This is a genomic window from Tateyamaria sp. Alg231-49, assembly GCF_900143535.1.
Classification (GTDB): domain Bacteria; phylum Pseudomonadota; class Alphaproteobacteria; order Rhodobacterales; family Rhodobacteraceae; genus Tateyamaria.
The window spans coordinates 96,081-119,152 of sequence record NZ_FRFA01000008.1; the positions used below are offsets into that span (position 1 = coordinate 96,081).

Genomic DNA, 23,072 nt, shown 5'->3' on the forward strand with positions numbered 1-23,072 from the left:
CGGACTTTGCAAACCCGACCATGCTCACAGCACCTCGAACAGGCCAGCCGCGCCCATGCCCCCGCCGACGCACATGGTGCAGACGACATATCGCACACCGCGCCGTTTGCCTTCGATCAGGGCATGCCCGACCATCCGGGCACCAGACATGCCGTATGGGTGACCAATGGAGATCGCGCCACCATTGACGTTAAGCAACTCGTCCGGGATGCCAAGGCGATCACGGCTGTAGATCACCTGTACCGCAAAGGCCTCGTTCAGCTCCCACAAACCGATATCGTCCATCCCCAGCCCATGGGCCGCCAATAGCGGTGGAACGGCAAAGACCGGACCAATGCCCATCTCATCCGGCTCGCATCCTGCGGCCCACGCGCCGACGCAGCGGCCCAAAGGTTCAAGGCCCTTCTTTTCGGCCAGCGACGCCTCCATCACCACTGCAGCGGATGCTCCATCGCTGAGCTGCGAGGCATTCCCTGCGGTGATAAAACCGCCTTCCTTGATGTGAATCCCATCCTTGAACACAGGTTTGAGGCCAGCGACCGTCTCATAGGCCGTACCGGGCCGGTTGCCTTCGTCCTTGTCCAGCGTCACCTCATGTTCGGATATGGCGCCTGTCTCACGATCCTGAAATTTCATAGTGGTGGTCAGCGGGACAATCTCGTCGTCGAACTTGCGGGCGTCCTGCGCCGCTGCCGTTCGGGCCTGAGATTGCACAGCATACCGATCCTGTGCTTCGCGGCTGACGCCATAGCGTGCAGCGACGGTTTCAGCAGTTTCCAACATGCTCATGTAAAGTTCTGGCTTGTGCGCCTTAAGCCATGGATCCGCATGTGCGCGCATCTCTGGTGTTTGCACCATCGACACGGATTCGACGCCGCCGCCCACCACAATGTCCATACCGTCGTGGACGACCTGCTTGCTGGCCGCGGCAATTGCCATCATCCCGCTGGCGCACTGCCGATCGACGCTCATGCCCGCGACGCTGACCGGCAGGCCCGCGCGGATGGCTGCCTGCCGTGCGATGTTGCTGGCCTGATGACCCTGTTGCAGTGCGGACCCCAGAACAACGTCCTGTACTTCGGCCCCTTCAATGCCAGCGCGAGAGACAGCCGATTGAATGGCATGACCCGCCAGCGTTTGCGGCGGTGTGGCGTTAAACGCGCCACGATAGGCTTTGCCAATCGGCGTACGGGCGGTTGAAACGATGACGGCGTCGCGCATTTGTGTAACGTCCTTTGTGTTTTGTGAGACAGGACCGGGGCGCTGCCCCGGACCCCGTGGTACTTCTGGTCAAAAGAAGTGTGCGGTCACATCGAGCACGCGTCCAGCCCTCTCTTTTTTCGTGTTGGGGTCGGCCTACCCCCCAAGGGCGGCGCGAAACAGGTTCGGCCCGCTCATCACCTGAATGCCACCCGAAACAGGCAACACTGCACCTGTCAGATAGGCGCCTCCCATCCCGCACAGGAACTGCATGCAACCTGCAATGTCTTCGTCCCGGCCCACACGGCCCAAGGGCACATCATCACCCACCTTGGCGCGCGTTCCTTCGTCAGCGGTCGCAAAGGCCGTCATTTTGCTGACGAATGGGCCCGGGGCCAGCGCATTGACCGTGATGTGATGCGGTGCCAACTCCTTGGCCATGATCTTGGTCATGTGAAGCACGGCCGCTTTGGACGCTGCATAGGAATATGCCCCGTCACCAAGCGCAGCTTCGCCCATAACAGAACCGACATTGACCACGCGCGCGGGATCTTCGGCGGTGGCGGATTTGATCAGGATGGGCAGCAGCGATTGCGTGAGGTGAAACAGCCCCGCCACATTCACATTCATAACCTTTTCCCATGCGGCATGCGGGAACTGACCCATTGGCGCGCCCCATGTCACACCTGAGTTGTTCATCAGGATGTTGAGCGTATCCGAGCGCGCCTCTACCTCTTTGACAAGGGCTGCGATGCCCTCCTCGGAGCCGACATCGCCTGCAAACCCCTCGACACTGCCCGGCGCATCCATAGCATTCAGCTCTTCGGCGACGGCGACACAGGCGTCCCCTTTGCGGCTGGCGATCATAACGCGCGCGCCTGCCATCATCAGGCCAGTGGCCGCCATCCGCCCAATGCCAGAGGCGCCACCGGTTACAAGGGCAACCTTACCCTCTAATGAAAACAATGTATTGGGGTCCATTCCTCACCTCCTTTTATCGACTTGCGCCCACAGCTTCTTGCAAGCCTGCCTGTAAAGGCACGTGGAGTGCACCCTTGCCGTTACGTCATATTGTGCGCGCCTTTGGGCTGGCGCAACCGGCGATCAGGGGTATTCTGGCCAGACTTTTGATCGGAGTGAAACTTTGAAACCCCACAATGCGCCCACCCTTTCGGCCTCGCGCCCTCGCAAAAGTTTGCGCAGCGTCCAATGAGCATTGCTGCCGCGCACGAGTATCTGTCCGCTCAATTGGGTCACGAGGTTGGCCTGTCCAACTGGATCACTGTGGATCAGGCTATGATCGACCAATTTGCCGCCACCACCCATGACGACCAGTGGATCCATCTCGATTCAGACCGTGCAGCGCGCGAGACACCCTTTGGCGGCACCATCGCACATGGTTTTCTGACGCTCAGCCTTGCGAGCCGCTTTGCCTATGACTGTTTCGAGGATCTGCCAGGACAGGTCATGGGTATCAATTATGGTTTTGACAAGCTGAGGTTCCTGTCGCCCGTGCGTCCCGGCAACCGTTTGCGGGGACGATTTACCCTGACAGACGTCAAAATTCGCAAGTCGAAAGAGTTGCTGCGCACGTCAACGCTGCACATCGAAATCGACGGGCAAGACACGCCCGCGCTTGTTGCAGAATGGCTTGGCTTGCTGATCTTTGACCATTGAGGCAAAGGCGACACTAGACAGAACCCCAACATTGCCGCTAACACCATGGCACTACAAAGGTATTTTCCATGTCTGCCATACTTGTTCTCAATGGTCCCAACCTCAACCTGTTGGGGCTGCGCCAGCCCGAGATTTACGGGCACACCACGCTCGCCGATGTTGAGGCGATGTGCGTGGCACATGGCGAGGCCCATGGGCATCACGTTACCTGCCGCCAATCCAACCACGAAGGTGCGTTGGTGGACGCAATCCATGCGGCCCGCGGCACTTTTGAAGGCGTGTTGCTGAATGCGGGCGCCTATACACACACCTCTATCGCGTTGCACGACGCCATCGCAGGCACCCAGATGCCCGTGGTTGAGTTGCACCTGTCCAACATCCACGCCCGCGAACCTTTTCGGCACAAGAGCATGATCGCGCCTGTGGTAATCGGTATGATTTGCGGCTTTGGCGCGCCGGGGTATACTCTGGCCCTGGACGCATTGTTTGGCCATCTGGGGGTGACGACGTGAAATCATTTCTGCACCGCATGTCAAACTGCCAGACCATTGAAGAACTGTGGGAATTGCACACCCGCAAAATGGCCGAGTATGGGTTTGATCGGCTGATCTACGGCTTTACACGCTACCGGTCAGGGAATTCGCTGGGCGACCCCGAAGACTTTATCATCCTCACCAACCACGACCGGTCCTATGCGGACGTGTTTATGGGCGAACAGCACTATGTCCATGCGCCAATGGTAAATTGGGCTCTGGCAAATGAAGGCGCGTGCAGCTGGGGAATCCTCGCCCAGATGCTGGAGAGCCATACCCTCACCCCGGCTGAGCAGCGCGTTCTGGAATTCAACTATTCCATGGGCGTGACCGCCGGTTACACCATCAGCTTTAAATCGGTCTCGGCCCGTTCAAAAGGCGCGATTGCGCTGACAGCGCGCCAGGGGATCAGCCAGGCGGAAATCGATGCAGTCTGGAAAGAACACGGCGCGGACATTCATCTTCTGAACAATGTAGCCCACCTAAAGATTCTTACTTTGCCCTACACGGCCCCCAATCGCTCGCTTACCAAACGCCAGCGCGAAGCGCTTGAATGGGTCGGGGATGGCAAAACTATGCAAGATATTGCCATTATCATGGGGCTGACCTCGGCCACGGTCGAAAAACATTTGCGCCTCGCGCGCGAAGCCTTGGCTGTTGAGACGACGGCCCAAGCCGTGCTCAAGGCTGCCTTTGCAAACCAGATGTTCATTCTCGAAGCCTGAACAGTGTCGCGTAGATCCGTTCTGCGCTATCTGAGCCATCCGCAAGTCTTGATCGACCCGGACGTTCCGGTGCCTGACTGGGGGCTTAACGACGAGGGCAGTGCACGGGTCGCTACCCTTTGCGTGACGGTGGGCAACGGCGCATTGGCGGGCACCAAATCCGTTTTTTCCAGCCCCGAACGCAAGGCGCTTGAAACCGCGCGTCCCTTGGCGGACGCGCTGGGGTGTCCGCTCAGCTTGGCACCAGATAGCTACGAAAACGATCGCAGTGCGACAGGCTACCTGCCCGGCCCCGAATTTGAGGCGCTGGCCGATGCGTTCTTTGCGAATCCGGAAACATCCGTCAAAGGGTGGGAACGCGCACTGGATGCTCAAACCCGGATCACGACCTCAATTGCCGACATGACAGCCACAGCCCCCAAAGGCGACATACTGATTGTCGGGCACGGCGCCGTTGGCACTCTATTGTATTGCGCCCGTGCGGGTTTCCCCATCAGCCGGGCGCATGATCAGGGCCTAGGCGGCGGGGGCAATTATATAACCTTTGACCGCGTAACGGGCGTACCTTTCGGCGGATGGCGACCAATAGAATCACTCGTTAGCGATTCTGTTACAGGCCAGTGAAAATCGTTATTTGCGCAAACAGCTTCACGAAATCCTCCCTCAAAGGTAGAATTTTAGGCCCAATCAACACGCATTGAGGTATTAAAGTCATGAAATTTCGTTCACCGCGACGTCAAAAGTAATTTTTGACCCTTAGGTAAGGAATCCCAGACTTTGTGAATCGTTCGTTAAAGAGCATTCTACAGAAGTTCCGTGAGTGGTGGCTTTAGCCAGGGAGCAACGGGAAGGATCCTCTGGGATTTCAGAGGCCCTCATTTCCGACCGGTCTAACCGGACCCGGCTCACCTGCGTATTGATCCGCAGGTGGGTCGGATTATCAAGCGCCTGATGTCTCATCCCCGTGGCTCTCAGGTCCGCAGATAAGGGCGGGGTGTCGTCCCAAAGTGAGACCCCGCCCACCTTCTCTTCACACAATCAAAGCATCGGTGGCCGCGCGAATGCGCGTGCGCATCTCTTCGTCCAGTGCTGAATGGGTTGTGCCACCCAGTATCTCCAAATGCGCCTGTGGCCAGACCTGGGCCAATTCCCATGGCCCCCTAAGCGGACAGGACGGATCAAACCTGCTGTGGATCATCTGGCAGGAAATTTGCGCCATGCGGTCCACCCGGCGCAGTATCGCATCATCCTCCAACCAGCCCCCATGCGTAAAATAGTGCGTAACGATCCGCGCGAACCCAAGCCGAAAGGCAGGGTCGGCCATACGCGACCCCGGATCATGGATCGTTCCGCCAAAAATTCCGGTTTCCCACGCGCACCACGCATCTGCCGCCGCTTGCGCACGGCTCGGGTCGCGCAGGGCTGCGTGATATGCTGCCACCCGTTCGGCAGTGTGGCGTGCATCGGGATCAATCTCAGGCAAATGCGCACAGAAGTCCGCATAGGCCTCCGGGAACATCGCGCCGACATCCCCATAAAGCCACTGAAGATCGCGCGCCGCTGTGGTCGCAACGCCGGCCAGCACCATGGCCTTCACCTTCTCGGGGTGCGCTTGCGCGTAAGCCATCGCAAGGGTTGACCCCCACGAGCCACCAAACAGCACCCATGCTTCAACCCCATAGTGGATGCGCACAGCCTCGATGTCCGCAATTAGATCGGAGGTGGTGTTGTGATCAAGTGCCACGAGCGTTTCCGATGCCAAAGGCCTGCTGCGCCCGCATCCGCGCTGGTCCATCAGCGTGACGCGGTAGCGGTCAAGATCGAAAAGTTCATAATGCCCAGGGCGACATCCTGATCCCGGTCCGCCATGCAGCACAAGGGCGTCCACCCCCTGCCCCGCCTGTTCGATGTGCAGGCGGTGACCGCCGCTGACATCCAGCATGTGATGCGCCCCTATGGCTGTCTTGCTGATCCGTACTCGAGCCATGCCCGGTCTTCTGCACTCAGATGTGCGTCCATCGCCGCGTCATAGGCCGCCAGATGCGCATCGCTCAACACTCCGACCCATTTGTTGCTGGTTCCGCTGTGAAAGAATTCGCTGTCCGATTTCATAAACCCTTTGCCTCCCGACGGGGCATAGCGTTCGGCCTGTGCTTTCATATTGTCAAAAGTGGCCGCCGCGATCAGGTCGTCCATAACCGCGTCTGAATGGGAAATGTCGAGCAACGACGCAACACGGGCGAACGTGCCCGGCAGATCACGGCTCATGTCCGCATAGTGGAACAGGGTGACGTTCGGGCGCTTTGCCAGATCACGGGCCGTCTTGTAGTGGTGCAAGATCGTGGCCAGCGGCATCGCATCCAAATCCCACCCCTCTGCCCCGCCATCCAGAAAACGGCGGATTGTCGTGCCATCGCTGTCATCCTCGGGATACCAGTGATCAAACCAGTTCATCGGAATGTTGCGGGCATGCTTGCGGAAGGAAAAATGCGCATCCAGCGGGTGTCGCAACACGCACAGGTACTGCGCCTGATCATGCAACGGTAACCCATCCATGGGCGTGTGGCTTTTCATCGACCGGCGCTGCGTCTGCGCCTCGAGTCGCTCGGCGACTTCTTCCATCTCGCGAATGCGGATATCAACCCACGGCATTTTGACGGACAGTTCGGTTTCCATCTCGGGATCGCCAGAGAGCAGCAAGGCAACGATGGTCTGCATCCATGTGGTGCCGCATTTTGGGGGCGTGACGACAAACACGTCGTCGGGGCGGATGTTGACCTTGTCCCAGCGGCGGTTGTCAGTGAGCGCGCCCAGATAAAGCTTGCGGTCGGTCATAATTGGCATCCTTCAAATAAGGATAACTAGACCCCTACCCCGCGGCCTGCGCAACAAAAAAGGGGCGCATCGCTGCGCCCCTCAATTCTCAATGACTTGTTGTCAGTTTTACGACTGGCCAACTTTCGCAACTTCTGCGGCAAAGTCTTCTTTTTCCACTTCGATGCCTTCGCCGACTTCGAGACGGGCAAAACCAGTGATGGTTGCGCCTGCTTCTTCGGCGGCTTTGGCCACGGTCAGATCAGGGTTCACCACAAAGGACTGGTTCAGCAATGTCACTTCGGACATGTACTTCTTCATCCGGCCGATGATCATCTTTTCGATGACCGCTTCGGGCTTGCCGCTTTCGCGGGCGATGTCCATCTGGACCTGCTTTTCTTTCTCGACGACAGCCGCATCCAGATCCGCTTCGGACAGGGATGCAGGGTTCACAGCCGCGATGTGCATCGCAACCTGCTTGCCAAACGCCTCATCGCCACCGGTCATTGCAACCAGAACGCCGATTTTGCCCATGCCATGCGTGGCGGCATTGTGGACGTAAGACACAACTTTTTCGCCCTCAAGCGACGCCATGCGACGCAGGGCCATGTTTTCGCCAATAGTCGCGATCTTATCGGTGATCAGGGCCTCGACTGTCTTGCCGCCGATATCTGCGGCACGCAGACCATCGACATCGCCCACACCCATTGCGGCATAAGCGATCTTGCCGACCATTTCCTGAAACTCAGCGTTTTTGCCGACAAAGTCGGTTTCCGAGTTCACTTCGATGGCGATACCTTTGCCACCTTCAACGTGTACGGCAACCAGACCCTCAGCGGCGGTGCGCCCGGATTTCTTGGCCGCCTTGGCCAAACCTTTGGTGCGCAGCCAATCAACGGCTTCGTCCATGTTGCCTTCGGTTTCAGTCAACGCCTTCTTGGCGTCCATCATGCCTGCGCCCGTCGAATCGCGCAGTTCTTTGACCATTGCTGCTGTGATTGCCATCTCTTGGCTCTCCTCAAAATAGGAATGTCAGTGCGGCGGTGCCTACACCGCCGCATATGTCAGGTTCGTGACGCGCGGGCCTTAGCTGGCAGCAGGCGTTTCCTCGGCAGGAGCTTCTGCAGCCGCTTCAGCGGGTGCTTCTGCAACAACCTCTTCGGCAGGTGCCTCGGCGACAGCCTCTTCCACGGGTGCTTCTTCCATCGCGCCCAGATCAACGCCAGCGGCGCCCATCTGTGCGGTCATGCCGTCAAGTGCGGCGCGTGATGCCAGATCGCAGTACAGCGAGATGGCGCGTGCTGCGTCATCGTTGCCAGGGATGATATAGTCTACACCATCGGGCGAGCAGTTGGTGTCAACCACAGCCACAACTGGGATGCCCAGCTTGTTGGCTTCGGCCACGGCCAGCGCTTCTTTTTTCACGTCGATGACAAAGATCAGGTCAGGACGACCGCCCATTTCGCGGATACCGCCAAGCGAAGCCTGAAGCTTGCCCTGGTCACGTTCCATGCCCAGACGTTCTTTCTTGGTCAGGCCTTCAAAACCAATCTCAGCCTGCTCGTCGATGGACTTCAGGCGCTGGATGGATTTGGAAACGGTCTGCCAATTGGTGAGCGTGCCACCGAGCCAGCGGTGGTTCATATAATACTGTGCGCATTTCTCTGCGGCTTCGGCGATCGGCTGTGCCGCCTGACGCTTGGTGCCCACGAACAGAACGCGACCGCCCTTGGCGACGGTGTCGCGGATGGCTTGCAAAGCCTGATCCAGCATTGGAACAGTCTGCGTCAGGTCCATGATGTGGATGCCGTTGCGTGCGCCGTAGATGAACGGGCCCATGCGGGGGTTCCAGCGCTGTGTCTGGTGACCAAAGTGTACGCCTGCCTCAAGCAGCTGGCGCATGGTGAACTCGGGAAGAGCCATGTGCATTTCCTTTTCCGGTTTTCGCCTTGGCGGGGTATCAGTGCATGTGCACCAACCGGTGGACTTTTGAGGATGTCTCCCCCATCGGCCCGAGCCCCGCCTGCGGATTGAATGCGCGTCGCATAGGGGAATGTGCGCACGATAGCAAGGGCTTTTGCGCGAGGATCATGGAGATGAACCGAATATCGCATGAGCGACTATAGTAGCAGAGATTCATTGTTCTGATTGCGTCACTGTTCGGCAACCCGGTGAAAACCGCGCCTGATTCAAGGCAGCATTGGGGCACTGTGTGAAATAGTATTGGCCTTCCAATGCAAGAATTTCTATTAAATTATTGATTTTAATAGGTTAATTTTAGACATTCGCCTTTACTGGAAAATTGCAACTAAGACATCTTAGATCAAATTCTCGCCAAACTTGTATGAGAAGACTCACCTCAACGCTGCTTATGGCGGCCACAAGGCTGCTGATCGTGAGGTATAAAGTGCTTATTGAACGACTGACAAAACAGACAACCGCTGCTGTTCTTAGTGTCGGCTTAATGGCGAGCGCTGCAAGTGCGGCGACGACCCTGAATCTGACTGGTTCGCGCGCGAACCTTGGAGCAACAGAAACCTATTCTGTAGATGATATTACCGTCGAAGTGACCAGTGTCGGCGGGAACATCCACCGCAATGGCAACGGACTTGGTGTGACTGGCAACCCGGACCGCAACCGGCTTGGCTCAAATGGCACGGCATTCGAAACCCTGACGTTCTCGTTCTCGAAAAGTGTTACACTGCTCAGCAGCCTTATATTTGAGCACCGTCGTGGCATTGAGACTTTCTCAATATCTGTCGATGGTTCCGACGATCTTTCGTATTTCCGGACGATGGCTCCTGAAAGAAGCAATACAATAGTGTCGTTTTCCGACATGAATCTCGAGGGTAGTACTTTTACCTTCACCCACCTCGATGGCAGCGGCATCCGGATCAATGAGTTGACGGTATTGGTGCCCGTTCCTCTGCCTGCGGCCATGCCAATGGCGCTGCTGGCATTTGGTGGATTGTTTGTGTTGGGCCGTCGCCGAAAGAAGGTGTGAGCCGCCCAACCAAAGCGCCTAACTTTTAGGTCAATGAAATCACACAACCTGTGCACCAGCGGTGCGCAGGTTTTCCACCTTCTGTGCTGTGCGTCGCCAGAACTGAGTAACCGCCCCACACGCAACGTATTTCGTTAATATATCCGGCTCATGATAAACTTTGATAAACTCATGACCCTGCGATAATCCCGCCAATTCTCAGGATTCAGACCAGTTCGTGCCCACCACGCACGGCTGCTTCACAGGCTGCCGCCAGCGCCTTTCGATCCACAGTTTCGGCCACGCGGATCGGATCGTGATAGACCACAACAACACGCCCTTGTCGCGGCAGTGCCAGCGTATGGAGCAAGTGCGGCCCAAACTCCATCTCTCCCCACCACCCATAGGTGCGCGGCTCGCCCCCGTCGGGCGCGTGATAGGTCACGGACACAGGTTGCACCGACAATACGTCACGTAGACCATCCGCAAAAAACGCCTCGAACAGGGTCGACTTGAAAGGCAACACGCGCCAGCCATCCGTGCTGGTCCCTTCGGGAAAGAACAACAGCCTTTGGCCGGCCATCAACCGGGTTTTGAACAGCTCCGTTTGTGCACGTGCCTCTTTGCGGTCGCGGGCAATGAACACGGTGCCGGTCGCACGGGCCAGAAAACCAATGCCCGGCCAGCCTGCCACTTCAGATTTTGACACAAAATACACGCGGTCGCCCGCGTTAAGCGTGAAGATATCCAGCCAGCTGGAATGGTTGGCGACAATGGCACCTGCACCATGTATCGGGGTCCCGCGCCGTTCGTATCCCAGACCCATCCAGACCAATGACAATCGGCAGACAATCCGCGTGATATACGGCGTCCAGGGGCGAAACATGCCGTGGATCGGGCGTTCGATCAAACGCAAAGGAAGAAGGATGGCGAGCCCTAGGATGACGGTCCCAAGGATGGCCAGACCGCGCAGAATAACACGCACCCAGCCCAAAATACTAATGGACATGGGCCCCGGAGGTTCATCGCCCTCCCATGTCACGCTCACGTCGTTACCCCGTAGATGCGACGCTGACGCTCTGACATCGCGCTTGTGTCCATGATCAGGCACACATCGGTGGTGTTGAAACTGTGGTCGATATAGGCCCCCTCACCCACCACGCCGCCCAACCGTAAATACGCCTTGATCAACGCAGGCATCTGTACCATCGCCGAACGCCGATCAATCTGCTCCGGTGCAATGAGGCTCATGTTGGCAGCATGTGGCGCACGCGCCGTCACCCGCATGGTTTCGGGCGCAAGGTGGCGGTGATGGAGCAAAGACAAAGGGGCGGCCAAGGCATCGACATCAGTGCCATGAAAAGAAGCCACGCCAAACAGAATGTCGATGTCGTGGTCAGCGACATATTCGGCAAGGCCGTTCCAAAGGTGAAACATCGCCCGACCACCGCGGTAATCGACATGCACACAGGATCGTCCCAGTTCCAGCAATCGCCGTCCTGTCGCCTTCAACGGCGCAAGATCGTATTCGTCCTCTGAGTAAAACGCGCCGGCCTCTTTGGCCTTCTCGCAGGGCAACATGCGGTATACCCCGGCAACGCGCGCCCCTGCGGCATCGTCATACAGGATCAAATGGTCAAAGAACGGATCGAAACGGTCCCTCTCAAGGCGCTGGACGTGATCGACCAAGGGTCCCCCCCCGCCAAGTTCCTCAACAAACACGTCATAGCGCAGTCTTTGCGCAGCACGCAAATCTTCGTCGGTACGAGCCAGCGCGACGCGAAATTCAGGGTCATGGGTCAATGTCATTGCGCGTTCTCTAGCTGCGCGCGTGCATAAAGGCAAAGTCCATCACCAGTTGCGACCCCAGATTGTATTCTGTTAACCTTTCAGAAAGGATGCTCAGGCATCATGCACAAGCTCCAGTGCAACATGAGCACCATCGATCACCACTTTTCCGGCGTCTGGAAAGTTCACAGTGATCCGGCCCGCAATATTGCTTTGGACCTGACCAACGCCCCATTCCGCACAGTCGGGGTGGCGCACCAACATGCCGGGAGCCAGAATGGCATTTAAATTTTCCATTGCCTGCCTTTCACGCGGGGCCTTCGATGGGTCAGAGTAACGTCAACCTTGCAGCATTGATTGGCAGCCGCATCTGCCATGACTTGATATCGCCCATTGGCGCAATCAACAACGGTCTGGAATTGCTTGGCATGTCCGACGACCGCGAAAGCCCTGAAATCGATCTGATAACGGAAAGTGTCGAAAACGCCAGCGCACGCATCCGGTTTTTTCGCATTGCTTTTGGTGCTCCCTCTAACACACTGATGGGTCGGTCCGAAGTCATCACCATTCTTCGGGATGTGACGAGCGGCGGGCGAATGACGGTGGCCTACGGGCCGATGGATGACCAACCCCGCTGGGCGGTGCGCTTGGTGTTCCTTGCGGTCCTGTGCCTTGAAACCAGCATGCCATACGGCGGCCGGATTGAGGCAAGCTGTGCATCTGGCAAGTGGACGATCACGGGCCACGCCCCCAAGACCAACGCAGATCCTGCCCTTTGGGCGGTCTTATCTGGCGCAGAGCCTGATGGACTGGCCCCGGCCCATGTTCAGTTCGCACTGCTTCCTGCTGTGGCAGATGACGCCAAACGCCCGGTCACCTGTGACGCATCAGAAAACACGCTGACCATCCGTTTTTGATCGAATTCGCAGTCGCGTAAATCCATGAAGACCTTATCGCAACAGATTGGTAAGATATGATTTAATTCAGGCGCGCACGGTTCCATCACCCCGAACGAGGTACTTGAAACTCGTCAGTTGCGCCGCCCCGACAGGACCGCGTGCGTGCATCTTGCCCGTGGCGATCCCGATCTCGGCTCCCATCCCGAACTCACCGCCATCTGCAAACTGGGTTGAGGCATTGTGCATCAGAATTGCGCTGTCCAACTCATTCAGGAACCGGCCTGCCGCGTCCGCGTTTTCGGTCAGAATGCAGTCAGTGTGATTGGAGCCATGGGTGCGGATGTGGTCAAGGGCCGCGTCCAGATCTGGCACCACACGGGCGGCTATATCCATGTCAAGGTATTCGCGCCCCCAATCCTCATCCGTTGCGGCCATCACATCCTTGATGGACTGCAAAGCGGTGTCCGCGTGCACACGCACACCCGCATGGATCAAAGCACTGATCACACCGCGCCCGATGCTGTTGGCAACATCAGCATGGATCAGCAAGCATTCTGCGGCGCCACAAATGCCTGTGCGCCGTGTCTTGGCGTTCAGCACCACTTTCAGCACCTTTTCGGCATCCGCATCCTTGTCCACGTAGATGTGTACGATCCCTTCGAGATGGGCAAAAACCGGCACGCGGGCTTCGCGTTGCACCAGCCCAACCAGCCCCTTGCCACCGCGCGGGACAATCACATCGAACGTATCGGTCATCACCAGCATCTCACTGACCGCAGCCCGGTCCCGGGTGGGGACAAGCTGGATAGCGTCCTCGGGCAGGTTTGCATCGCGCAAACCCTGCTGCAGGCATGCATGAATAGCGGATGACGAATGAAAGCCTTCCGACCCGCCTCGTAGAATAACCGCGTTACCAGCCTTCAGGCACAGCGCACCCGCATCCGCCGTCACATTGGGCCGACTTTCGTAAATCACACCAATCACGCCAAGTGGCGTGCGGACCCGCTGGATATTGAGCCCTGTAGGTTGCGTCCAATCGGCGATCACCTCGCCCACCGGATCGGCCTGCTCGGCCACAGCGCGAAGACCATCGACGATGCCCTGAATGCGGTCCTCGTCCAGACGCAAACGATCCATCATCGCGTCTGACAATCCTTTTTCGCGACCGTATTCCATGTCCTTGGCATTGGCGGCAACGATGTCTGCCCGATTGGCCCAAACGTTGTCCGCCGCACTTATCAGGGCCGCATGTTTGCGTTCAGCACTGGCGGAGGCAAGCACAGTGGCCGCCTGTTTTGCCCGCGCTCCGATGTCGGCCATGAGGCTGGGAATGTCAGCAAAGTCTTTCATAGCGGCTTTCCTTGGAAACGGATTTGCAGGTGTTTTTAAGCTTTCGGAGGCAGCATTTACAGCCAAAAGGCGCGTTAAAGGGCCATATCATCCCGGTGGATCAGTGCAGCCCGCCCCGGATAGCCGAGCAATATTTCGATCTCGTGGCTTTGATGGCCCTTGATGATTTGCGTTTCCTCAGCCGTGTAGCGCGTAAGCCCAAGGCCAAGCTGATGGCCGTCCGGGCCAGAAATGGCCACCGGATCACCACGCCCAAATGCCCCGGACGCCGCTTTAACTCCGGCGGGTAACAAACTGTTTCCCTTTGAGAGTGCCCGTGCAGCACCAGCATCCAAAGTGACGGTGCCAAGCGGCTTCATCGCGGCAATCCAACGTTTGCGCGCGGCTTGTGGATCAAGTGTAGCTGTGAACCAAGTCGCGTTTGCACCGTGTTCCAGCGCGCTCAGCGGACGCAAGTCGGCCCCATGGCAGATGACCATCGCGCATCCCGCTGCCGTCGCCGTCTTGGCTGCCATTAGCTTGGTCTTCATGCCACCTTTGGACAGGCCAGAGCCTGCATCACCCGCCTGCGCCTCGATCTCAGGCGTGATTGTGTCGATCACATCATACCGTTTGGCTGACGCATCTTCAGCCGGATTGGCTGAATAGAACCCGTCTACATCTGACAAAAGAACGAGTTGGTCTGCCCCAATCGTTGCCGCGATTTGGGCTGCCAAACGGTCATTGTCGCCAAAACGGATTTCGTCCGTAGCAACCGTGTCGTTTTCATTCACGATGGGCAGCGCACCAAGTGACATCAGCTGTTCCAGCGTCGCGCGCGAATTGAGGTAACGACGTCTGTCCCGGCTGTCTTCCAGCGTCACCAGCACTTGCGCCGTGGTGATACCGTGGGGTGCCAATGCCTCTTCGTAAGCGCGAGCGAGGCGGATTTGTCCGACCGCGGCAGCGGCCTGCGATTGCTCAAGTGCGAGATCCGTACCCGGAAGGCCCAAGGCACCACGCCCCAACGCAATCGACCCTGAGGAGACAAGCACCACCTGCGTTCCGGCCGATTTGAGCCATGCAACGTCTTGCGCAAGGCCCTGCAACCAGTCCTTGCGCAATGCGCCTGTAGCCCGGTCTACCAACAGAGCCGAGCCGATTTTGATCACCAGCCGCTTGGCGTTGCTTAGGGATGCCATGGCTCGGCCTCGGGCGCGGGGCGGTGGCGGATGCGGTCATCATCAATTTGGGCACGCAGATTGCGCAGTACGTCAGTCACGCCCTCCCGGGCGACGCTCGACATCAGGCTCACGCTTCCGCGTGATGCTTTTTCCAATTCTTTCAGTGTACTTGCGCGCTCTTCCTCATCCAAAGCATCGACCTTGTTCAGGACGGTGATGCGCGGCTTGTCCGCCAAATCTCCTCCGTAGGCCTCGAGTTCCGTGATGATGGTTTGGTAGTCCTCGGCAATGGTGTCAGATGTACCGTCGATCAAGTGCAACAGCACGGCGCAGCGTTCGACATGCCCAAGGAACAGATCACCAAGGCCACGCCCTTCGGACGCGCCTTCGATCAGGCCAGGAATATCGGCAACCACAAATTCGACATTATCTACGCCCACGACGCCCAAATTTGGGTGCAGCGTGGTGAAAGGGTAATCCGCGATTTTGGGACGCGCATTCGATGTGGTCGCCAGAAAGGTAGACTTGCCCGCATTTGGCAGGCCCAGAAGGCCGACATCGGCGATAAGTTTCAAGCGCAGCCACAGTGTTCGCTCGACCCCGTCTTGCCCGGGATTGGCGCGGCGTGGCGCCTGATTGGTGGCGGATTTGAAGTGCAGGTTGCCCCAGCCCCCGTTGCCACCTCTGGCCAGTTCTACACGCTGGCCCAGTTCGGTCATGTCTGCGATCACCGTTTCCTGATCCTCATCAAGGATCTCGGTGCCCACCGGCACGCGCAACACAATGTCATCGCCGTCTTTGCCGGTGCGTTGACGGCCCATGCCGCCCTGCCCGTTCTTGGCAAAAAAGTGCTGCTGGTAACGGAAATCGATAAGCGTGTTCAGTCCGTCAACCGCTTCGGCCCAGACTGAACCACCGCCGCCACCGTCGCCGCCATCCGGGCCACCATATTCGATGTACTTTTCCCGCCGGAACGAGATGCATCCGTTGCCGCCCGCCCCGGAGCGGATGTAAACCTTGCAGAGATCGAGGAACTTCATGTGGCGGTCCTAGTACAGGTGGGCGGTGAAAGGAATAGGCGTTGCGCGCACCCTCTAGCTTGTCGGCCTCCTCCAAAGGATTTCAAAAAGACAAAGCGCGCGCCCGCCGGTTGGGTCAGAATTTATGACTGTATGTCCATGTCGGCACCGTTTTGTCGCGTGCCACGCAAAAGCTTTCGGCATCTCCGAGATACTTGAACCCGCAATGGGTCAACACCCGGGCCGAGGCCGGATTGTCCTGAAAAACGCTCGCAAACATCGCAGCATTCTGCATTGGGTTTTCGTTTACCAATGCTTGCACCGCATCAGAGGCTAGCCCGGTGTTCCAGAACGGTGGTGCCACCCAGTAGGCCACTTCCGATTGCTCGCGATCCATCCGGGCAAGAGAAATCAGCCCCATCACTTCGGAGCCACCGGATTTGTGTCCATCCATCGCCCAGATGTCTTCATCTCGTTGATCGGCCATAGCACGCGTCACAAAGGCCTCGGTCATGCCGGGGGGAACAGGATGTGGGATCGATGTGGTCATATGAGCGACGCGTGCGTCAGACCAATACATCTCGATCAGACCCATGTCGGACTTGCGCAATGGACGCAGCACAAAACGCTCTGTCTCAATTGGGGCCAAAGTCACAATTTTCTCCATCTCCATCGTCAAGTTCCTCCTCCGAACAAAACAAACAGGACCGACGCAACGGTCAGACCTGCGAGGGTGTACATTAGATAGGGTTCCGCGCGCGTGCCCGAAAGGCTGCGTGCGATGCGGTCACCGGCAAGTGTCCACATGGGATGCAACACCACTTGCGTGCCCAGCAGGATCGCCGCAATTGTCGCCGTGGCGATCAAAGGATCGGTGCCGGGGGTCACAAACCCGGTAAAGCCTGCGACGATCATTGCCCATGCCTTGGGGTTCAGCGGATGAACGATCAGCCCGGCCGCAAAACCGGGCGCTGTCGCACTCGGATCACCCGTCCCAAGGCGCAGGTTCGCCACTTTCCATGCCAGCCAGATGATATACGCGGCAGAGACCCATTTGAGCGTTTCAAACACCCAAGGGGCCCGATCCGCCAGTTGCATCAATCCAAAACCGACGGGCCAGATCACAAGCTGTTTGCCAAGCGCGACACCGGCCACAAACGGCAATGCTGCGCGAAAGCCATAGCGTGCGCCAGTGGCCAGCAACGCCATGTTCGCCGGGCCAGGCGTTCCAACCTGAGAGGCCGCAAACACTGCAAAAGAGGTGGCTGCGACACTCATCTTTTTAGGTCCTGCGCCAACAGGCCAAGGATCAGGTCATCGTGCCATTTTCCAGCAATTAGCGCTGCTTCGCGTTCGCGCCCTTCGACCACAAAACCGACCTTTTCGTAAGCCGCGATCGCGCGCTCATTGAAATCGAGCACCCGACAGCCCAGCCGGTGCAGCCCCATAGTGTCAAAGGCATGCGCTGCCAACAACTGCATCGCCTCAGTGCCGATGCCTTTGCCAAGCGCATCCGGGTCCACAATCCCGATCGCAATTTGTGCGCGCTTGTCGGAATAGTTGATGGTGTGAAGACGCACGCCACCGGCCAGCGCGCCGCCCGCCTCGATGATCCATGCGTACGCGTCGTCGATATGGGATTGGACCCAAGCCTCGGCGGCCTCTGGGGTGATATCGCGTACTGCGGCGGGGTCGGCCCCAAACATCGCCTGAATCTCGGGCGTGTTGCCAAGTGCAAAGCGTGCGGTGACATCCAAAGGGGTGGCTTCACGCAAGACGACGCGGTCACCATGCAGTGTGATTTTATTGGCCAAGTTCATGCGTCACCTTCCCACATTTTGCGCGACAAGATCACACGGTTGATGGTCACGTTCGCCTTACGCGACAAACACGGCGTTTCTTTGAATCCGTTGGAAACAAAACCGATCTTTTTCAGTACATTTCGAGACGCTTCGTTCCCGGCGATGTATCCTGAATCGATTGGTGCATCGCTGTGCGCAAAGTGCGCATTTACAACCGCACGGGCCGCCTCGGTAGCGTATCCCCGCCCCCAATGCTTGGCCCCATACCAATACCCAAGATCGCCCATGATCGACACACAGCCAACCAGCTCATCCGCGCGGCACACCGCATAGACCATAGCCTCACTCGCAACCTTGTCGAAAAACGCCAACGCATCGGCTTCTCCGTAAGGGTGCGGTACACGGGTCAGCCATTGGCTAACGGCAAATTCGCCGATCTGTTCCGCCACAGTCACCGCATCCGATGCGCGATACGGGCGCAGCAGCAGACGTTCGGTTTCAAGTGTTCTGGTCATTAGACCATCCTCGCTGTTGGCAGGAGGGGCGGAAACGTAAAAGGGACCGGCGTTTCCGCCGATCCCTTCGAATTTTGTCAAAACCCGTGAGGTGCGGCTTATTCAGCGGCCTCCGCGACCGGGAGAACCGAAATGAACGTGCGGTTTTTAAGGCCTTTGTGGAAGGTCACAGACCCGTCCACGGTTGCAAAGATCGTGTGATCTTTGCCCATGCCGACGCCATCGGCTGGCCAAAACTTGGTGCCGCGCTGACGCACAATGATGTTGCCAGGAATTACAGCTTCGCCGCCGTATTTCTTTACGCCAAGACGACGACCTGCGGAGTCGCGACCGTTACGGGATGAGCCGCCTGCTTTTTTATGTGCCATTGGTGTCTCTCCTTAGCCTTTCGCCATTTCAGCAGCCTGTGCGATCCAGCCTTCACGCTCGATCCGGCCTTTGAACGACAGTTTCTCGTCCATAGCAGCAACGTCCTCGGGGGTCCATGCTGCGATCTGCGCGAAGGTGGTCACACCAGCTGCGTGCAGTTTTTTCTCAAGTGCGGGGCCAACGCCGGACAGTTGCTTGAGGTCGTCACCACCGCTGGCGGCTGCCTTGGCAGGTGCTGCCTTCTTGGCTGCAGCCTTAGGTGCGGCTTCGGCCTTTGGCGCTGCTTTGGGCGCTTTGGCTTTCTTGGCAGGCTTGACCTCTTCGGCGGCGGCTTTAACAAAACCGGCGCCATTTTCGGCAGCCATGATACCGGAAGCCGCAGCGCCCGATGCCAGAATGTCTGTCACACGCACCAGCGTCAGTTGCTGGCGGTGGCCCTTGGTACGCTTGGAAGAGTGCTTCCGGCGACGCTTGACGAAGTTGATCGTCTTTGGGCCTTTGATCTGCTCGATGACTTCGGCTTGTACGCCTGCATCGGCTACAACGGGCGAACCAACCTGTGGTTTGTCACCACCGATCATCAGCACTTCGTTGAATTGGACTTTGTCACCTGCGTTTGCGGCCAGTTTTTCAACGCGGAGCGTGTCGCCCGATTGAACTTTGTACTGTTTGCCGCCGGTTTTGAGAACCGCGAACATGGTCGTCTTCCTTTGTCTGCCGCGTCCTGTGGCCCCGGTTGCCCGGTGTTTGTGCACCCCTGGTTGGGGTCCGCCTCGAACAGCGCGCCCGTGTGGGGCGTCATGTAAATAAAAAGCAGCCCGCGTTATGCAGGCTGGTGGGCGGGCTTATGTGCCCATCAGCCCATCAAGTCAAGAGGGGTTTCTTGGCCCTTCAAAGATCGTTCTGAGGCAAAAGGCGCCCTGCCGCCTGCCCAAGGCCAAACGACAGGGTGGCATAGCTGTTTGCGAATGCTTCAAACAGCACGTCATCAAGAGCCATGGCGACTTCGGTGTTCCAAAATGCGGTATAGATAGCAACGTCATCCTCGCTCAGCGGGGATTGGGCAAGCGCATAATACCCTCGCAACCAGCGTTCCGTTTCGGCCTGCATCAAGGCGCGCTGTTCCTCTGTTTCTGGGGGCGGCACGATTTGGGGGGATGTTTCCGCAATCCCGGCAAAGAATGCTGTCTGAGCTTTCATGGCGGCATCTGTGTTGCGCTCGACCAGATCTCGGACCTCCAGAAACTCGGTGATCGCAGCATTGCCTGCCGATGGCGCGGCCGTGGCTGCGGCCTCAAGCTCAGGGTTGAGCATGGCCTGACGGGCCTGCACCTCCAGATCGATGATCCGCGCGCCGACATCGCTTTCAAAGAACAGCAGGGCCTGCGCGGCCACTTGCTCTTCCAGATTTTCAGCAAAGGCTCCACGTATTTCTTCTTCCAAACGCGCAGGGTCATAGAGGCGGCGCACTGTCTCAGCCCAGACATTGCCGCCCTGCCCGTTCAGGATGCCTTTATCGACGGCCGTGCCGTTTTCGATCCCGTCAGCGGAAAAGGCCGCGATCAGCGCCGGGATGCCCATCGCATCCACAAGCTGGTCTGTTTGCGGACTGGCCAGTGCAGCACTGGCGCTAAAAGCCAGCGCAGATAAGGCGGCGCGCAGGGTCATCACAGTTCCTGACTGGGCTGTAGTCGCTGCATGGCAACTGCCAGTGCCTCGAACCGGTTTGCCATAACCTCGTATTGCACAGCGTTCATCAGATCATAGACCTTGCGCATTTTGGGGTTCTCCAGCGCTTCGGTGTATTCCAGCACCTCAGCATCGGAAAAGGCCTGATAGGTATAGGCCGACCCGATCAAGGCGTTTGCCTCAATCTCGGCTTTCATCGCGTCCTCATCTGTCTCAAGCAGTGCGCGCAGATCCGGCTCCTCGAGCTGTAACTCGATCACACCCGCACCAGCCGCAGCCATCAGAAAACGCACTTGCACCTCTTGAATAGCACGCACCGCCGTGCCTGCACTGTCCGATGCGGCGTTCATACGCTCCAGATAATCCAGCCGAGGACTGTCGATCCGGGCAAGCCCTGCAATGATGGCCTCGCCACTTTCGTCCTTCAACTCCCCCTCCTCACTCATATGCGACGAATTCTCGGCCACAACCAACCGCTGGCCCAGATCGGTGGCGTAAAAGTCTGCCGCATGGGTCAGCAGATCATCCTCCAGCGTCTTTTCCAGCAGGTCGAGGGCGAGATCATGCATAACATCGGTTGCAAAGACTTCTGTGGTCAGGCGGGTCCATTCAGAGCCGAACGCCTCGGCCTCAAGACCCAGCATATCGGGCGCGGAACTTGCCGACAGACGAATGCTCTCAAGTGCAACATCAAAGCCGGTGACTTCCAGAAACTCCTCCAATTTGGCCCGGTCAGCGGCCAGCGCCAACCCCGGCATCATGACCAAAACACTCAGCGTGAATGCGAAATAGCGAACTGCGCGCATCTCTTTCCTTCCTCTAACTGGGCGGACCATGCCGGTCCTGCCTTTATTATTGCGTGTAAGGGTATGCCTTTTAGCTTCTGCGTCCACCAAATTTAGCGTGTGGTCATTTGCGCGTGAAAAGTACCTTGCTCTTGGGGCACTGAGCATCTAATTGGGCGCACCAGACCCCCGCGGAGAGGTGCCGGAGTGGTCGAACGGGGCGGTCTCGAAAACCGTTGTGGGTGCAAGCCCACCCAGGGTTCGAATCCCTGTCTCTCCGCCAGCATCACTTGTAAATAATTGAATTTGTTTACAAAAAGCGCGACCGTGTTTTTCGTTGCCACATCTTACCTGCCATCAGCGGAGTGATACGTCGAATTGCACGTTGAAACACGTAGCCACTCATTCCGCCCCAAGGCTCGTCAAGTTGGATCTGTCCCAGAAACACATTTTTAACCAATACCTGAAACGTTTCTATCATGCAGGTTTTCAAAATCGTCGTTCGCCCTGATCCGGATAGGCCTGATTTGCGCCAAGGCTGGGTGAGCGCGCAGTCAGAGGGGGCCGCGCTAAGGCTACTCAATCTTCCAAATGCGATCGTTTCACCTAGGCACGCCCTATGGCCGGGGCCTCCACAAGCAAAGGTATACTGGTCGAATTGAGCTTCCAACTCTGTTAAACAGCGTGGAGCGAAACGCTTGGACTTCTTTCCTCTATGAGCAATCAACTACTGCTTGTATGCTGACAGGATGTCTAAGCAGTTCCTATCCCATGAAGATTTCGCGCCCAGAGACTTGGAGCATCATGAAGTTGCACGAATATTGGGCAATTTCTCTACCGCCGAGTTCGCAGCGAAGTATGCTCAAATGTATCCTGAACGGGCGCCCGGCTCGGTTTTGCCCGGCGACTATGCCTACAACAACAGGCAGCAGGCTCGGAACAACTATCCTTCCTTCTTGGAGGTAATAGGAAGGGCGAGTTACCGCTTCGTTGGTCTATCAGCTGGACAGGCACAAAAGCATGGTAAAAATCCCGATTGGACCCGCGACGAGCTTATCCTCGCGACTGAGTTCTACAAGACGCACGCTCCCAAGATACCGGGGAAAACCGATGCTCGGTTGATCGCTTTGGCAGACGACATTAGGGCCGTTGCTCATGGTCGCGGTCTCTACGGCGATGAAACGTTCAGAAACCCGAACGGCTGCTACATGAAGTTGATGGAGCTGAGGAAGTACGACCCAGCTTACGCAGGTAAGGGGCTCGGAAGGAAATTGCGACCTCTGGAGCAAGGTGTTTGGGATCTACCTGAAGACAGTCTTTTGGCCGCTGCTAAACATATACGAGAGGCTCTTAAATTTCTGGAGGAAAGCAGAGATTTAGGCGGACTGATGGTGGAGTACGACGAGCCGGAAGTAGCAGATGCAGTCGAGGGAGCCATCGTTACCCGGATACATCGAACGCGGGAACGCGATCCTAAGATCGTCCGTGACAAGAAAAAACAGTTCTTGGCCCAGCATGGCAGCCTCTACTGTCAAGCCTGCGGTTTTGACTTTGCAAAACGATACGGCCCGCGCGGCGAGGGGTTTATCGAGTGCCACCACACAGTGCCGGTGTCCGAAATGGGAATCGGCGCGAAGACCAAGCTTGCCGACCTGATGCTAGTTTGTTCAAACTGTCATAGGATGATACACGCTAAGCGCCCATGGCTTTCGCCCGACGCAATCAAAGGCCTGCTAACTGGCAACCAGTATTCCTAAGAGC

Annotated in this window: 27 protein-coding genes and 1 tRNA gene; 8 read left to right on the forward strand and 20 right to left on the reverse strand. The window is 57.6% G+C overall.

Annotated features, from left to right (window positions below; translation table 11 throughout):
- Positions 1-24: 24 nt before the first annotated feature.
- Together DHN60_RS13880 and DHN60_RS13885 are read right to left on the reverse strand one after the other, a co-directional pair.
- Positions 25-1,221, reverse strand: a complete 1,197-nt coding sequence (locus tag DHN60_RS13880; RefSeq protein ID WP_108837918.1) for an acetyl-CoA C-acyltransferase — start codon at positions 1,219-1,221, stop codon at positions 25-27.
- A 135-nt stretch (positions 1,222-1,356) separates the two neighbouring features.
- On the reverse strand, positions 1,357-2,181 hold the full coding sequence (locus tag DHN60_RS13885) for an SDR family NAD(P)-dependent oxidoreductase (protein WP_108837919.1): 825 nt from the start codon (positions 2,179-2,181) through the stop codon (positions 1,357-1,359).
- A 228-nt stretch (positions 2,182-2,409) separates the two neighbouring features.
- On the opposite strand from DHN60_RS13885, the gene DHN60_RS13890 reads away from it, so the two are divergent.
- The 4 genes from DHN60_RS13890 (at position 2,410) to DHN60_RS13905 (ending at position 4,759) form a co-directional block, all read left to right on the forward strand.
- Complete coding sequence (locus tag DHN60_RS13890; RefSeq protein WP_108837920.1) at positions 2,410-2,877, forward strand: MaoC family dehydratase; 468 nt, start codon at positions 2,410-2,412, stop codon at positions 2,875-2,877.
- A gap of 68 nt (positions 2,878-2,945) precedes the next feature.
- Complete coding sequence (gene aroQ / locus DHN60_RS13895; protein ID WP_108837921.1) at positions 2,946-3,389, forward strand: type II 3-dehydroquinate dehydratase; 444 nt, start codon at positions 2,946-2,948, stop codon at positions 3,387-3,389.
- Positions 3,390-3,406: 17 nt separating this feature from the next.
- A complete protein-coding gene (locus tag DHN60_RS13900; protein WP_108838058.1) occupies positions 3,407-4,135 on the forward strand; it encodes a LuxR family transcriptional regulator in 729 nt (242 codons plus the stop codon).
- 3 nt (positions 4,136-4,138) lie between these two features.
- Positions 4,139-4,759, forward strand: coding sequence for a histidine phosphatase family protein (locus DHN60_RS13905; protein WP_108837922.1), 621 nt, complete (start codon positions 4,139-4,141; stop codon positions 4,757-4,759).
- 406 nt (positions 4,760-5,165) lie between these two features.
- On the opposite strand, the gene pip is transcribed toward DHN60_RS13905, so the two are convergent.
- The 4 genes from pip to rpsB all read right to left on the reverse strand — a co-directional run bounded on the left by pip (position 5,166) and on the right by rpsB (position 8,872).
- Positions 5,166-6,122: a prolyl aminopeptidase gene (gene pip / locus DHN60_RS13910; protein WP_108837923.1), complete on the reverse strand. Its 957-nt coding sequence runs from the start codon at positions 6,120-6,122 to the stop codon at positions 5,166-5,168.
- Entirely contained in the window at positions 6,089-6,970 is an 882-nt protein-coding gene (locus DHN60_RS13915; protein ID WP_159089214.1) for a sulfotransferase domain-containing protein, read from the reverse strand. Before DHN60_RS13915 ends, pip begins: the two co-directional genes overlap by 34 nt.
- A 108-nt stretch (positions 6,971-7,078) precedes the next feature.
- Entirely contained in the window at positions 7,079-7,954 is an 876-nt protein-coding gene (gene tsf, locus DHN60_RS13920; protein WP_108837925.1) for a translation elongation factor Ts, read from the reverse strand.
- An 81-nt stretch (positions 7,955-8,035) separates the two neighbouring features.
- On the reverse strand, positions 8,036-8,872 hold the full coding sequence (rpsB, locus tag DHN60_RS13925; protein WP_108838059.1) for a 30S ribosomal protein S2: 837 nt from the start codon (positions 8,870-8,872) through the stop codon (positions 8,036-8,038).
- Positions 8,873-9,293: 421 nt separating this feature from the next.
- Here rpsB and DHN60_RS13930 point away from each other — a divergent pair, with 421 nt between their 5' ends.
- Positions 9,294-9,953, forward strand: a complete 660-nt coding sequence (locus DHN60_RS13930; RefSeq protein ID WP_159089215.1) for a VPLPA-CTERM sorting domain-containing protein — start codon at positions 9,294-9,296, stop codon at positions 9,951-9,953.
- A 205-nt stretch (positions 9,954-10,158) separates the two neighbouring features.
- On the opposite strand, the gene DHN60_RS13935 is transcribed toward DHN60_RS13930, so the two are convergent.
- The 3 genes from DHN60_RS13935 to DHN60_RS13945 all read right to left on the reverse strand — a co-directional run bounded on the left by DHN60_RS13935 (position 10,159) and on the right by DHN60_RS13945 (position 12,017).
- Entirely contained in the window at positions 10,159-10,941 is a 783-nt protein-coding gene (locus DHN60_RS13935; protein WP_199913677.1) for a 1-acyl-sn-glycerol-3-phosphate acyltransferase, read from the reverse strand.
- Positions 10,942-10,976: 35 nt separating this feature from the next.
- Positions 10,977-11,741 carry a GNAT family N-acetyltransferase gene (locus DHN60_RS13940; protein ID WP_108837928.1) on the reverse strand — a complete coding sequence of 255 codons (765 nt, stop codon included), beginning with the start codon at positions 11,739-11,741 and terminating at the stop codon, positions 10,977-10,979.
- A 93-nt stretch (positions 11,742-11,834) separates the two neighbouring features.
- Positions 11,835-12,017, reverse strand: coding sequence for a DUF3553 domain-containing protein (locus DHN60_RS13945; protein ID WP_108837929.1), 183 nt, complete (start codon positions 12,015-12,017; stop codon positions 11,835-11,837).
- Between the two features lie 26 nt (positions 12,018-12,043).
- On the opposite strand from DHN60_RS13945, the gene DHN60_RS13950 reads away from it, so the two are divergent.
- Positions 12,044-12,637 (forward strand): histidine phosphotransferase family protein, encoded by a 594-nt coding sequence (locus DHN60_RS13950; RefSeq protein WP_108837930.1) that lies wholly within the window; start codon positions 12,044-12,046, stop codon positions 12,635-12,637.
- A 66-nt stretch (positions 12,638-12,703) separates the two neighbouring features.
- Here DHN60_RS13950 and DHN60_RS13955 read toward each other — a convergent pair whose 3' ends face one another.
- From DHN60_RS13955 to DHN60_RS14005, 11 genes are all read right to left on the reverse strand, one after another.
- Complete coding sequence (locus tag DHN60_RS13955; RefSeq protein WP_108837931.1) at positions 12,704-13,969, reverse strand: glutamate-5-semialdehyde dehydrogenase; 1,266 nt, start codon at positions 13,967-13,969, stop codon at positions 12,704-12,706.
- A gap of 74 nt (positions 13,970-14,043) precedes the next feature.
- Positions 14,044-15,150 (reverse strand): glutamate 5-kinase, encoded by a 1,107-nt coding sequence (proB, locus tag DHN60_RS13960; protein ID WP_108837932.1) that lies wholly within the window; start codon positions 15,148-15,150, stop codon positions 14,044-14,046.
- Entirely contained in the window at positions 15,138-16,172 is a 1,035-nt protein-coding gene (gene obgE, locus DHN60_RS13965; RefSeq protein WP_108837933.1) for a GTPase ObgE, read from the reverse strand. The genes proB and obgE overlap by 13 nt, the downstream gene beginning before the upstream one ends.
- Positions 16,173-16,287: 115 nt before the next feature.
- Positions 16,288-16,824, reverse strand: a complete 537-nt coding sequence (locus DHN60_RS13970; RefSeq protein ID WP_108837934.1) for a GNAT family N-acetyltransferase — start codon at positions 16,822-16,824, stop codon at positions 16,288-16,290.
- Positions 16,825-16,826: 2 nt separating this feature from the next.
- Complete coding sequence (locus DHN60_RS13975) at positions 16,827-17,429, reverse strand: LysE family translocator (protein WP_108837935.1); 603 nt, start codon at positions 17,427-17,429, stop codon at positions 16,827-16,829.
- A complete protein-coding gene (locus DHN60_RS13980) occupies positions 17,426-17,971 on the reverse strand; it encodes a GNAT family N-acetyltransferase (RefSeq protein WP_108837936.1) in 546 nt (181 codons plus the stop codon). The genes DHN60_RS13975 and DHN60_RS13980 overlap by 4 nt, the downstream gene beginning before the upstream one ends.
- Positions 17,968-18,468 carry a GNAT family N-acetyltransferase gene (locus DHN60_RS13985; protein WP_108837937.1) on the reverse strand — a complete coding sequence of 167 codons (501 nt, stop codon included), beginning with the start codon at positions 18,466-18,468 and terminating at the stop codon, positions 17,968-17,970. The genes DHN60_RS13980 and DHN60_RS13985 overlap by 4 nt, the downstream gene beginning before the upstream one ends.
- A gap of 98 nt (positions 18,469-18,566) precedes the next feature.
- A complete protein-coding gene (gene rpmA / locus DHN60_RS13990; RefSeq protein ID WP_108837938.1) occupies positions 18,567-18,836 on the reverse strand; it encodes a 50S ribosomal protein L27 in 270 nt (89 codons plus the stop codon).
- Positions 18,837-18,848: 12 nt separating this feature from the next.
- The gene (locus DHN60_RS13995; RefSeq protein WP_108837939.1) at positions 18,849-19,535 is read right to left on the reverse strand and encodes a 50S ribosomal protein L21; all 687 of its coding nucleotides are present in this window, start codon (positions 19,533-19,535) and stop codon (positions 18,849-18,851) included.
- A 193-nt stretch (positions 19,536-19,728) separates the two neighbouring features.
- Positions 19,729-20,505, reverse strand: coding sequence for a DUF2059 domain-containing protein (locus DHN60_RS14000; RefSeq protein WP_108837940.1), 777 nt, complete (start codon positions 20,503-20,505; stop codon positions 19,729-19,731).
- Positions 20,505-21,332, reverse strand: coding sequence for a DUF2059 domain-containing protein (locus DHN60_RS14005; RefSeq protein ID WP_108837941.1), 828 nt, complete (start codon positions 21,330-21,332; stop codon positions 20,505-20,507). Before DHN60_RS14005 ends, DHN60_RS14000 begins: the two co-directional genes overlap by 1 nt.
- Positions 21,333-21,504: 172 nt before the next feature.
- Between DHN60_RS14005 and DHN60_RS14010 the strand changes: the two genes are divergently transcribed.
- Both DHN60_RS14010 and DHN60_RS22670 read left to right on the forward strand, forming a co-directional pair.
- Positions 21,505-21,594: transfer RNA gene (locus tag DHN60_RS14010), tRNA-Ser, on the forward strand.
- A 466-nt stretch (positions 21,595-22,060) separates the two neighbouring features.
- On the forward strand, positions 22,061-23,068 hold the full coding sequence (locus tag DHN60_RS22670; protein WP_108837942.1) for an HNH endonuclease: 1,008 nt from the start codon (positions 22,061-22,063) through the stop codon (positions 23,066-23,068).
- Positions 23,069-23,072: the final 4 nt, after the last annotated feature.